Source organism: Actinophytocola sp., from assembly GCF_035762905.1.
Classification (GTDB): Bacteria; Actinomycetota; Actinomycetes; order Mycobacteriales; family Pseudonocardiaceae; genus DASYTH01.
On sequence record NZ_DASUCC010000035.1, the window covers coordinates 34,670 to 46,961 of the forward strand.

Here is a 12,292-nt window from a genome sequence, read left to right on the forward strand (position 1 = left end):
ACAACTCTCAACCCGGCGCCGTCACGCTGCTCACCTGTGCCGACCCGTCCCCCAACAGCCAACGGTGGCAGGTGGTCGGGTCGGGCGCGCCGCGCTGCCGCCGGATGGGAAACCCGGGGGTCAACGGAATCGCCTCGCCATCCTTGATCTTCCCCAGTCGCTCGACCAGCCCGCCGACCAGATCGGCAACGCTGGAGAACTTGCGACAATGCACGATCGCGTGCCGGTCATCCGGATCCCAGCTCAGGTAGGTGATCTCCACCAACTGATCCATCAGGCCGATCGCGGCGAGGAGTCCCAGCGGCTCGTCGCCGGTCAACCCCGGCAGATCCACCCGGTGCACTGCGGTCACGCCGGAACATTACGCTACTGACGCTGGACGACGATCGCGTTGACCCGCCAGAACTCCACGATGTCGATGGAGAATTGGAGGTCGAACGTGGTACCCGCGGTTCCGCCGTCGAGGGTGAACTGTTCCCAGGCCCATTGGTTGGCGGCCAGCGGAATGCCGCCGTTGACCAGACGCTGGCCGTTGACGGTGACGATCAGCGGGCGGGCCTCGAACTGGATGTCGCCGCGCAGCAGGGAAACCAGGTGCCGGCCGGCCGGGATCCGCAGCCGCAGTACCGCGGGTTGCTGCCCGGTCGCCATGTCCCGGCGCAGCGCGTCCGGTCCGCCCCGGTCCCGGGACTGCGGTGCGGTGCCGACCCAGCCGAACCCGGTGGTCGCGGAGTACGCGGTGGCCGGCTCCAGCCTGCGGTAGCCGGCCAGCAGCGAACTGGTTGCGCTGCCGGCGTCCAACGCATATACCGCGTCCTGGCCGGCGGGAACCAGATAGCTGCGGGCCAGGGGCACCCCGCCGGCCACCTGGCCCGGCACGGTCACCCGGGCCGTGATGTCCACTTCGGATAGTCGGCCGGGGAGCGACGTGCCGGCCGGCGGGGTGAGCGGGACGGCGGCGGTGGCCGTGGCGTTGGCACCGATCTGGACGCTGACCGGGGAAGTCGTCCAGCCGGCTGGAACCCCGAGGGTGACCGTGGCGGTCACCGCGCTCGCGGTTCGGTTGGCCACGGTCACCGCCGCCGTGGACACGCGCCCGGCCGGCAACGGAACCGGCACCGACAGCGCGGTAGCCTCGATCAGCGGTGCGAACTCCAGCCAGTCCACATTGAACAGATCTGCGGTGCTGGAGGTGTTGCGAGCGACCAGGAACAACTCACCGCTGCCACCGGGATCGGTGATGTCTGCGGTCACCGTGGTCCAGGTGCGCCACCCGCCGGTCACCGGCACGGCCACGCTGGCCAGCAGCTGCCCGGTCGGGCTTCCCCGGCGGATGTCGAGGAAACCGCCGGCGCCGGCGCTGGCCACCCGGAGCCGCAGGGCATCCACGCCGGCGAGGTTCACCGGCTCGAAGCTGATCCAGTCGCCGTTGGCGACGCTGCCGACCAGTTTGCCCGCGGTGCCGTCCTGGAGGTCGAACAGGTTGGTGCCGCTCTGCCTGGTGTAGTGGTCGGCCTCCTTGTGTCGCGGTTGCAGGATCGCCGAGTCGCCCCCGGTCAGCCGGGACACGCCGGCCGCGCCCCGGTCGGTGTACCGGGTGTCGACCACGTAGAAGATGTTGTCGTTCGACGTGTGCCCGTCGTCGACGATCGTCTGGATCACCCCGGAGCAGCCGCGGTACTGCTCGAGCGGATGCGCGTGCTGTGCATGGCCGAGCGCCGGCTGAGTGATCACCTGCTGGCAGTCGACGGTGCCGTCCTCGGGATCGGTCACCGTCGCCGAGAAGCCCACCGGGCCGCCGAAATCGAAGATCTGCCCGTCGACCGGCGTGGTCAGCACCACGCTCGGCGCGGTGTTCCCCACGGTGACCGGTACGTTGGCGACCGTGGACCGGCCGGTCGGGTCGGTGACGGTCAGCCGCGCGGTGTAGTCGCCGTTGGCGGGGTAGGTGTGGCCGGGGTTGGCCGCGGTCGAGTCGGTCGTGCCGTTTCCGTCGAAGTCCCAGGCGAACCGGATCGCCTGGCCCTGGTCGGGATCGGACGAGCCCGCGCTGGAGAACGCGACCGCCAGCGGCGCCCGCCCGGACGTCGGGTTGGCGGTGGCCCGGGCCAGCGGCGAGCGCTCCCCCGGCCGGACGTAGTTGATTTTGTACAGACCCGAGTCGAAGTTCGGGTCGCCGCGTCCGGACCCGCCGTAGTTGCTGCCCCACTCGATGACGTACAGCGCGCCGTCCGGGCCGAACTCCAGGTCGATCGGGCGCAGGAACTGCATGTTCGGCAGCACCCGGTTGATCGAGAACGGCTGCCCGTTCGCGTCCGGCCGGACTTCGAAGATGGCGTTGCGGGTCCAGTCGGCGACCAGCGTGGCGCCGTCGTAGTAGGCCGGGAACTTGTTCTCCGAGTTGAGGTTCGCGTCGTAGGGGTAGGTCGGGCCGCCGATCGCAAGGCGCCCGCCGCTGCCCAGCTCCGGCCAGGTGCCGGACACGCCGTACGGGTAGGGCAGCCAGGCCGGTCGGGCCGGTGGCAGCGTCTGCCGGCCGGTGTTGTTCGGCGAGTTGTTGGTCGGGCCGGCGGCACAGTTGAACGGCGCGCCGGACGCGCCGGTCGTGAAATTGAAGTCCACATAGGACAGGTTGGCGCCGATGCAGTACGGCCAGCCGAAGTTGCCGGCCGCGCGGGCCTGGTTGAACTCGTCGTAGCCCATCGGACCCCTGGCCGCGGAGTCGGTCTGGGCATCCGGGCCGACCTCGCCCCAGTACAGCCAGCCGGTCCGCTGGTCGACGTGCAGCCGGTAGGGCTGGCGGTTGCCCATCACGTAGATCTCCGGCCGGGTCTGCGCGGTGCCGGGCGGGAACAGGTTGCCGGCCGGGATCGTGTAGGTGCCGCCCGGCTCCGGGTGGATCCGCAGGATCTTGCCGCGCAGGTCGTTGGTGTTGCCCGAGGAGCGCTGCGCGTCGTTGGACTCCTGCCCGGGCCGCTCGTCGATCGGCGCGAAACCGTTGCAGCACGGGGCGGAGTTGTCGCCGGTGCCGATGTAGAGGTTGCCGGCGGCGTCGAAGTCCATCCCGCCGCCCTCGTGCGCGTTCACCTGCCGTTGCGCGGCGAAGGTGAGCAGGATCCGTTCGCTTGCCCGGTCGATCGTGCCGGTCGCCTCGTCGAAGGTGAGCCGGGAGACCCGGCTGGCCGGGTCGCCGAGCGGCGAGTAGTACAGGTAGAGCCAGTGGTTGCTGAGGAAGTCCGGGTCCAGCGCGATGCCGTGCATGCCATGGGTGTGCTCGACCAGCACGTCGAACCGGGCGGCCAGCCTGGTCAGCCGCGCCGCCGGGTCGTACACCTTGACCGCGCCGCCACGCTCGACCAGGAACACCCGTCCGGTCCGGTCGATGTCCATGTCCAGCGGGTCGTCGGTGTTGCCGTCCAGCTGGATCTTCTCGTAGCGCTCGTTCTCGGTCGGTCCGCAGTCGCCCGCCGTGGCGCCCGCCGCCCACTCGATGCCGCCGAGCAGGTGGGCCCGGAACAGCGGCTCGGCGTAGGCGGCGATCTCGTGGCCCAGCCCGGTGTACCAGGACCGGCCACCCTCGAAGTCCTGGCACCAGGAGATCGGGTGGTCGGCGCCCATCTGGTGCCCGGCGTAGCTTCGGGTGTCGAAGCTGGCCAGCACGTGCACGCCGCCCCGGGGGTTGACGTTGAAGTCGTAGGGTTCCTCGGTGCGCACCCAGTTCTGCGGCAGGTTCCGGGTCGACGGGTGCACCCGGTCGTCGACCTGAACGCTCACCTGCGCGATGGCCGGGTGCGTGGTGAACTTCGCGCCGAGCATGCTGTCGTACCACGGCCAGTCCCGGTCGCTGCCGCTGGCCGAGTGGATCCCCACGAACCCGTTGCCGGCCCGCACATACCGCTGCAGGGCCGTCCGCTGCGCGGTGTCCAGCACCGCCCCGTCCCGCCCGTTGGTGTTGTTGAAGATCACCGCGTCGAACGGGGCCAGCCCGGCGTCGGTGAACAGCGCCGCGTCGTCGGACACCGTGACCGCGAAGTCGTGCTGCGTGCCCAACTCGGCGATCGCCGCCTTCCCGGCCGGGATCGAGTCGTGGAAGAACCCGTTGACCTTCGAGAACACCAGCACGTTGAACCGCGGCGCTGGCTGCGCCGACGCCGGCAGGACAGCCAGGCTCATCAACACGGTCAGGCAGACACCCAGCACCCGAAGAGATCGCCCCATCGTCGCCACCCCGGTCTTGGCAAACGGCTTCCGGCAACGGTATTGCGCCGGGACCCGACCGGGCACCGCCGATCGGGTAGCTCAGTTCGGCCGCCGGGCCAGGCCGGCGGCGATGACCGACTTCTGGATCTCGGTCGTGCCCTCGTAGATGCGCAGCGACCGGATCTGCCGGTACAGGCGCTCGGGCACGCTGCCGGCGACAAGGCCGGCGGCGCCGAAGATCTGCACGGTGGCGTCGACGATCTCCTGGGCGGCCTCGGTGGCGTGCGCCTTGGCGATGCTGGAGTGGTGGGCGAACCGGCGCTGGCCGGTGTCCGCGGCCCAGGCGGCCCGGGCGACCAGCAGGGCGGCGGCGTTCAGCTTGATCTCGATGTCGGCCAGGCCGGCCCGGATCGTGGGCAGGTCGAAGAGCCGGCCGTCGCCGAGCGGTCGGGTTCGGGCCCGGGACAGGGCGGCGACGGCGGCCCGGCGGGCGAAACCGACGGCCGCCGCGCCGACGGTCATCCGGAACCGCTCGAGCACGTCCATGGCGAGCACGAACCCGGCACCGGGGCGGCCGAGCACGGCATCGTCCGCAACGCGGCAGTCCTCGAACGTGAGCTGGGCGCAGGACCGCGGGGCGAGCAACGCGATCGGCTCCGCCCGGACGCCGGGCGTGCCGGCCGGAACCAGGAACGCGGTGAGGCCGAGCGGGCCGGGACCCTCACCGGTGCGGGCCACCACGCAGTGCAGACCGGCGATGGTGCCGTTGGCGACCCAGGCTTTGTGTCCATTGAGGACGTAACCACCCGGGACCCGGTCCGCCCGCACCGTGAGGCCGGCGAGGTCGGAGCCGCGATCCGGCTCGGACAGGGCGAACGAGCTGACCAGCTCGCCGGCCGCGATGCCCGGCAGGTACCGCCTGCGCTGCTGCTCGGTGCCGTACCGCAGGATCGGCCGGGCGGCCAGCGCCTGGATCGCGAAGGCGTTGTCGGCCAGATCGTCGTGGTAGGCCAGTGCCTCGCGGATCAGGCACAAGGACCGAAGGTCCACTTCGGACTCGGTGTCGGCGTCGAGGAACGCGAGCCAGCCGTCCCGGCCGAGGGCCCGCTGGATCGCCCGGCCGGTGTGCGCCTCGTCCCCGGCCGGCTCGTCCCAGAGCGCCGTGTTGGTCGCGCACCAGTCCTGGATCCGCTTGGCGGTGTCCCGGTGCCGTTCCTCGTAGCACGGCAGCGCCAGGATCTCCTCGTCCAACGACATGGTCAGATCGCCAGCTCGGTGTCCGCGGCAGCGGCCGTGCCGGCCAGCTCGCGCCGGAGCCGGTGTTCGGCGAAGTAGGCGAACGACGCGTAACCGCGCCAGATCCGCCGCCACTCGCCGGGCACGGCCGCGGCCCCGAGAGTGCGCTGGACGTCGTCGAGATATGCGGTGATCACGTCGGTGGCCTGCCGCGAGTGGCCGGCGGAGATGTTGTCGATGGACAGGTGCGCCTCCTCGTAGGCGGTGTCCAGGCCGTGCCGGCGCAGCTTCTCGATCTCGTGCATGCGCAGTTCGCCGAGGCCGTACATCTCGATGGCCAGGTTGTAGCCGAGGATCTCGTTGTAGAAGGTGTCCGGGAACAGCGACAGGCAGAGCTGGTGGATCGCGGACTCGTACTGGCCGTGGGTCTCCGGCAGCAGGTCCTGGTCGCGGAACGCGGCGTCCCGGATGTGCGGCAGTGGGACCGACAGGTTGTGCAGCACCTGGTGGATCAGCGTGAGGTGGTTCTTGCGCAGATCGCCGCGACCCATCTCGTCCAGGTAGATGGAAAGCAGCAGCCCGTCGCTGCGCCGGTGGTAGCGGCCGGCGTTGCCCATCCGGTGGGCCCAGGCGCCGTCGATCAGGTTGCCGAGCGCGAACGCGGTCTGTCCGAAGATCACCTCGTCCCGGTCGGGGATGTCGGTCAACGGCCGGTACGGGCCCATCAGCTTGTCCCAGTAGATCCGCTCGACCCGGTCGAGCAGCGCCGCCGGGGAGTAGTCGAAGAAGCTGGCATCGGTGTACCGGCCGCGTGCGCCGTGCTCGAACAGGATCTCCGCGGCCAGCAGGCCCTCGATCGCCCGCTGCCGGGCGAGCGGCAGCGTGTTGGCGAAGTGCTCGATGTTGACCAGCCGGTAGAGCAGCTCGCGGTCGCCCTCGGGCTCCGCATCGGTGAACCGGACGTCGGCCGGCCGGGCGGCGGCGACCGCCGCGCGCCAGGCCGCGGCCCGGTCGTCCCCGACCTCGTTGCGGCACAACCGGATCGGCGGCAGGTCACCATCCTGCGCGCGGCGCACCCACTGCGCGAGGGTGGCCGCCTCGTGCTCGTCGAAGATGCCGAACATCGGGCCGCCGAACCGGATCGAGTCGAGGAACCGGCAACTTCCGGTGCGCAACGGCTTCACCTGGCGGGACCGGCGGAACTCGTCGAGAAACGCGGCCACGTCGAACTCGGGATCGGCGAAGGTCTCGGTGAGCAGCCGGCCGCGCACCCGCACGCCGCGGTGGTGGTCACCGGCGAACGGCGCGTGCCGTGCCACGATCGCCGCGACCCGGGTGTCCAGCGGCAGGTCGTCGTGCCACTGCGCCAGTTCGGCCAGCATGGCGACGTGTGCACGTTCCAGGCCGAGCACCAGCCGGACCGCCGCGCGCAGCCGGTTCCGGTCGGCCGCACCGGTGACCGAGTCCCTGGTCAGCTCCAGGTACTCGGCCAGCGCCGCGCGCAAGGCCGGCTCCGGCAGCGGCCCGGGCGTGCCGGTCAGCAGATCGTCGGTGCCGAGGGCGAGGAAGGCGTAGTGCACGCCGACCACCTCCGGCAGGAACGCGGCCGGCAGCCGGGACAGCGCGAGGTAGCAGCACGCAAACGCGGCGGTGAGCGGCCGAACCTCGGCCCGGCGCAGGAAGTCCTCGGCGCCGACCGGCGGCAGGTAGATCCCGGACTCCGCCAGTTCGCGGTGCCGAACGTGCTGCACCGAACGCTGGATGTTCCCCTCCCCCTTCAGCACGAAATGGTCCTGGAGCAACCGGTTGACGATCACCGAGGGCTGGGTTGCCGGCTGGGACAGCATGTCCAGCCAGCAGCCGGCGAGCAGGGCGAGCGGCGCGCGCTCGCGCAGCAGCATGCGGCGCCGGGACTCGTCCGGCACCAGCTCAGCCGCCGTCGCGGCGAGCTCGGCGCGGGCGGCGAGCACCTCGGCGGCGATGCCGTCCGCCGAGTCCGGGCCGGCGCCGTCCGCTTCGCCCAACATGGCGTGCAGGATCTGGCGCGCGGCAAGAAGAACCGGCTCGGACTCCTGGTCCCGCATGATCCGCTGGAAGGTCTCCGCCGGGCCTCCGGAAAGGATCTCGGCGGCCTCCACCCCCGCCCCCGGGCTGAACTCGAAGGCGGCCAGCGCCGAGGAGGTGATCCGGTCCGGCAGGCGGAAGGTGGCCAGCGCCATGGTGTCCCCTCTGGTCGACACGTCACAGACTCCGCAGCAGCACGCCGATCCGGGACCCGGGCACGCTCGCCGCGAGCAGGTAGTGCCGGCCGGCCAGCACGTGCCCGGCCGCCGTCCGGTCGACCAGGTTGATCAGCGGGTCGGCGGCGAAACAGTGCCCGACCCGCGTGATGTTGTCGGTGTACAGCTGGGCCGGCGTGCAGCCCGCCTGCATCTCCTTGAGCAGCACCACCGGCGTGAAGATGTTGGCGTGCATCAGCCCGGACACCTGGTCCAGCGTCAGGCCGAACGGTTTGAGCAGCTGATCGTTGACCCGCCGGGCCAACTCCACGCTGATCTCGTTGGACCAGTCCAGCTCCCGGACCCGGTTGGCCGCCGCGCAGGCCAGCAGCTCGAATCCGCCGGCCGGGCCGGGATCGTCGACCACCAGGCAGCTGGCCGCGCCGTCGCTGAACAACGCGAACTTCTCCATCCGCATGGCCTCGTCGGTGACCCGGTCGGTGGTGACCACCAGCACCCGGCGGTGCCGGCCGGCCCGCACCAGCGCATCGGCGACCTGCAGGCCGGCCAGCAGGTTGGTGCACCGGTTGATGCCCACGCCGAGGTAGTCCGCGTCGTCGGTGCCGATGCCGGTCAGGACGGTCTGCGCGAAGCTCCCGTGAATCCTGGTACCGACCGGAAAACCCGTCGAGCACAGCACGACCGCGTCCACCGAGACCGGGTCGAGCCCGGCGGCGCGCAGCGTCGCCGAACCGGTCTCGATCGCCAGTTCCTCGATGCTCCGCTCGGTGCGGCGCACCGTGCCCCACCCCCACAGGTCCGGCTTGGGCAGCATGCCGAACTCGGCGATCCGCTCGGCGAGGTTGACGATCGCGGTGTGCTCCTGCTCGATCTCGCCGAGCACGTAGTGCGGCGCGGTCAGGAAGACGGGTGCCGTTGGCATGGTCATGGCTAGATGACCTCGACGTGCTGATCGAGCGATTCGTCCAGTTCGGACACCAGGGTGGCCAGCAGTCGCGGCACGGCGGTCGGGTACTCGTCGAAGTAGAAGTGCCCGCCGTCGTGCCAGTGCTGGGCCGGCGGGGTCGTGAACTCGGCCCGCCACGGTTCGAGCAGGTTCTCCGCCACATGCCAGTCGTCGCGCCCGTTCACCAGCGTGGCGCCGATCGCGAGCGGGGCGGCCGGCCGGTACCGGTACCCGGCGATCAGGCGCAGGTCGGCTCGCAGACCGGGCAGCAGCAGCTCCTGCAACTCCTCGTCGGCGACGATCTCCGGCGCCAGACCCTCGTACCGGCCGGCCGCCTCGGCGAACTCACGCCCGTCCAGACCGGCGGCCCACACCAGGTACTCGGTCGGCAGCAGTGCCGGCGCGACACAGCCGGACAGCACCACATGGCGCGGGGTTGCGGTGTCCCGCAGCAGCCGGGCCACCTCGAACGCGACCAGTGCGCCGAAACTGTGTCCGAACAGGACGATCGGCGCGTCGGCGTGGCCGGCGATCGCATCCGCCGCACCGACGGCGAGCTCACCGATGCTTTCCGGCGGCGGCTCGGCGAACCGGTGCCCGCGTCCCGGGGCGCAGACGGCGAGCAGCTCCGCGTCCAGGCCGGCCTGCCAACCCAGGTAGCCGCGCGGATCGCCGCCGCCGTGCGGAAAGCAGAACACGTGCGCGCGCGGGTGTGCCGGCCGGTTGCCGGTCCGGAACCAGGAACCCGTCATCGGCCGCTATCCCTTGTCCACCGAGGCGACCGGCGCGGCCGGGCGCTCCGGTTGCCGCACGGCCGGTGCCGGTTGCCGGTCCCGCATCCGGGAGACCGCCACACCGGCCAGACACAGCAGGCCGCCGGCGACCGTCAGAGCACCCGGTACCTCGCGCAGCACGATCCAGGACAGCGCGACCACGAGCACCGGAACCACGTAGGTCGTGGCGCCGAGCGTTCCGGCCCGCAGGCGGTGCAGCGCGTACCCCCAGGTGGTGAAGGCGAGTGCGGTGGGAAACAGGCCGAGGTAGACCATGTTCAGGACGGCCGGGGCCGGCGCGGCCCCGACCTCCGTGACCAGTTGCCCGGCGAACGGCAGGCAGGCGACCGAGGCGACGACGCAGCCGAACGTGGTGACCTGCACCGCGGACGCGTGCCGCAGGGCCGGTTTCTGCGCCACCACACCGCAGGCGAACGCCGCGGCCGCGACCAGGCAGAGCAGCATCCCGGCCACCGAGCTGCCACCGCCGTCGGACACCGAGATTCCGATGACCGCGGTGCCGGCGAACGAGACGGCCAGTCCGATCAGCAGGAAGCGCGTGATCCGCTCGTGCAGCAGCCGAGCGCTCAGCAGCGCGATCAGGATCGGGCCGACCCCCATGATCAGCGCGGCGGTTCCGGCGTCCACGCTTTCCTCGCCCCAGTTCAGGGTCACCATGTAGAGCCCGAACCACAGCACCCCGGAGGCGATGATGCCCGGCCACGCGGCGCGGGACGGCCAGCCCTCGCGGCGGATCAACAGGATCGCGCCGAGCACGACCGAGGCCACCAGCATCCGGCCGAGCGCAAGCGCACCGGGTGAGAAGTACGGTGCGGCGGCGCGAATGGCGACGAACGCCGATGCCCACAGCAGCATCGTGGCTCCGGCGGCAACCAGGGCGGCCTGCTCGGTCCCCTTGGTACGGTTCATGTTCGCACCCTCCTGACGGTGCCGAATCTAACCCCGCGGCCGGCGACACACCCGCGTGCGAAGGACGTTGGCAACTTCATGCCATCCGAGCCGGTACGGCTCGGAATTCCGGCTTCCGGCCGTAGATTTCCGGTGCCCATCGAGCCAGGGAGGTCGAGCGCCGTGACCGTTGTCGCCGAGGAGCGCAGGAACGAGATCCGCACGATCGTGTGCGCGATCCTGGAGATCGACCCGGACGAGGTTTCCGACGCCAGCCTGTTCCGGGAGGACCATGGCGCCGACTCGTTGCGGGCCATCGAGATCCTGGCCGCGCTCGAGGAGGAGCTGCGGATCAGGATCGATCAGAGCGAGCTGGCCCGCATGGTCAACCTCGACGGTGTCTACCAGGTGGTCGCGGCCGCTCCGGCCCGGACGTGACCGGCGCCGCCGGCCGGCGCGTGGTGATCACCGGGCTCGGCGTCGTCTCCAGCATCGGCGTCGGGGCCGTCGAGTTCGGCGCGGCACTGCGCGCCGGGCGGAGCGGGGTGCGGCCGGTCACCGCGTTCGACACCACGGGATTCGAGCATGCCGTCGCGGGTGAGATCGTCGGGTTCGACCCGGCGCCGTGGATCGAGCGGCTGGCCCCGGCGGAGCTCGGCCGGGCCGGCGGGCTCGCGGTCGCCGCGGCCCGGATGGCGGTGGCCGACGCCGGGCCGCTGCTCGACGGGTTGCGCGCCCGGCACAGCCTGGTCGCGGTCGGCACCACCAACGCCGAGTCCCGCGACTTCGACCAGTTGGTGGCGCAGACCGTCGCGCACGGACCCGTTGGCATCGCGCCCGAACCGGCCCGGCGCACCAACGCCGGCCGGCTGTCCACGCTCATCGCCCGCGAGCTGGGGCTGACCGACGTCGAGGCGCTGACCATCCCCACCGCGTGCGCGGCCGGCAACTACGCGATCGGCTACGGGTTCGACGCGGTGCGCGCCGGTGACACCGACGTCGCCCTGTGCGGCGGCGCGGATGCGTTGTGCCGCAAGACGTTCGCCGGGTTCTACCGGATGGGCGCGATGGCCCCGGAGCGCTGCCAGCCGTTCGATGCCAACCGGAAGGGAATGCTGACCGGCGAGGGCGCGGGCATGCTGGTGCTGGAGAGCCTGGACCATGCGCTGGCTCGCGGAGCGCGGATCTACGCCGAGGTGCTCGGGTTCGGCCTGAACTGCGACGCGGACAACCCGGTGGCACCCAACGCGGACAGTGTGGCCCGGTGCATGCGGCTGGCGCTGGACTGCGCCGGGATCAAGCCGGACGAGGTCGACCTGATCTCCGCGCACGGCACCGCCACGCGGGCCAACGACCTCGCCGAGGCGCGGGCGATCCACCAGGTGTACGGCGACCGCCCGCCGCGCACCGTCGCGATGAAGTCGATGCTCGGGCACACCCTCGGCGCCGCCAGCGCGCTGGCCGCGATCGGCTGCATCCTGGCCATCGTCGGCGGGTTCATCCCACCCACGATCAACCACGAGGAGACCGATCCGGACTGCGCGGTGGACTGCGTCCCCAACACCGCGGTCGCCGCCGACCTGCGCGTGGTGCAGAACAACGCGCTCGCCTTCGGCGGCAACAACGCGGTGCTCATCCTCGGCCGGTACCGGGACGAACCGTGAGCGTGCGAGTGGCACCAACGCGGCACCGCCCGGCGCCCGCGGCGCCGGGCGCCGCAGGCGCCCGGCAACCCGGGCCGGCCCGCCCCCCGACACCCACGCGCCGCACCCACCAACACAAGCCCGGCGCCCACGGCGCCCGACCCGCAGAACCCTGCACCGCCCGGCGCCCGCGGCGCCCGACCCGCAGAACCCTGCACCGCCCGGCGCCCGCGGCGCCGGGCGCCGCAGGCGCCCGGCAACCCGGGCCGGACCGCCACTCGACAACGCCCACCGCTACAAGACCCGACTCCCCAACAACGACACCACACCCCGCGCCGCACCAAC

At 71.7% G+C, this 12,292-nt stretch carries 9 protein-coding genes; 2 read left to right on the top strand and 7 right to left on the bottom strand.

All coding sequences use genetic code 11. From position 1 onward, the window contains the following. Positions 1–7 precede the first annotated feature (7 nt). The 7 genes from VFV67_RS06155 to VFV67_RS06185 all read right to left on the bottom strand — a co-directional run bounded on the left by VFV67_RS06155 (position 8) and on the right by VFV67_RS06185 (position 10,325). Positions 8–352 (bottom strand): hypothetical protein, encoded by a 345-nt coding sequence (locus VFV67_RS06155; protein WP_326467897.1) that lies wholly within the window; start codon positions 350–352, stop codon positions 8–10. Between the two features lie 14 nt (positions 353–366). Next, positions 367–4,218, bottom strand: coding sequence for a ThuA domain-containing protein (locus tag VFV67_RS06160; protein ID WP_326467899.1), 3,852 nt, complete (start codon positions 4,216–4,218; stop codon positions 367–369). A gap of 81 nt (positions 4,219–4,299) precedes the next feature. Continuing rightward, complete coding sequence (locus VFV67_RS06165; RefSeq protein ID WP_326467901.1) at positions 4,300–5,457, bottom strand: acyl-CoA dehydrogenase; 1,158 nt, start codon at positions 5,455–5,457, stop codon at positions 4,300–4,302. A gap of 2 nt (positions 5,458–5,459) precedes the next feature. After that, entirely contained in the window at positions 5,460–7,676 is a 2,217-nt protein-coding gene (locus tag VFV67_RS06170) for an iron-containing redox enzyme family protein (protein WP_326467902.1), read from the bottom strand. A 1-nt stretch (position 7,677) separates the two neighbouring features. Next, positions 7,678–8,604 (bottom strand): hypothetical protein, encoded by a 927-nt coding sequence (locus VFV67_RS06175; protein WP_326467904.1) that lies wholly within the window; start codon positions 8,602–8,604, stop codon positions 7,678–7,680. Between the two features lie 2 nt (positions 8,605–8,606). Further along, a complete protein-coding gene (locus VFV67_RS06180) occupies positions 8,607–9,374 on the bottom strand; it encodes a thioesterase II family protein (RefSeq protein ID WP_326467906.1) in 768 nt (255 codons plus the stop codon). Positions 9,375–9,380: 6 nt separating this feature from the next. After that, entirely contained in the window at positions 9,381–10,325 is a 945-nt protein-coding gene (locus VFV67_RS06185; protein ID WP_326467908.1) for a DMT family transporter, read from the bottom strand. A 162-nt stretch (positions 10,326–10,487) separates the two neighbouring features. Here VFV67_RS06185 and VFV67_RS06190 point away from each other — a divergent pair, with 162 nt between their 5' ends. After that, a complete protein-coding gene (locus VFV67_RS06190) occupies positions 10,488–10,742 on the top strand; it encodes an acyl carrier protein (RefSeq protein WP_326467909.1) in 255 nt (84 codons plus the stop codon). Further along, positions 10,739–11,968, top strand: coding sequence for a beta-ketoacyl-[acyl-carrier-protein] synthase family protein (locus VFV67_RS06195; protein ID WP_326467911.1), 1,230 nt, complete (start codon positions 10,739–10,741; stop codon positions 11,966–11,968). Before VFV67_RS06190 ends, VFV67_RS06195 begins: the two co-directional genes overlap by 4 nt. Positions 11,969–12,292 lie beyond the last annotated feature (324 nt).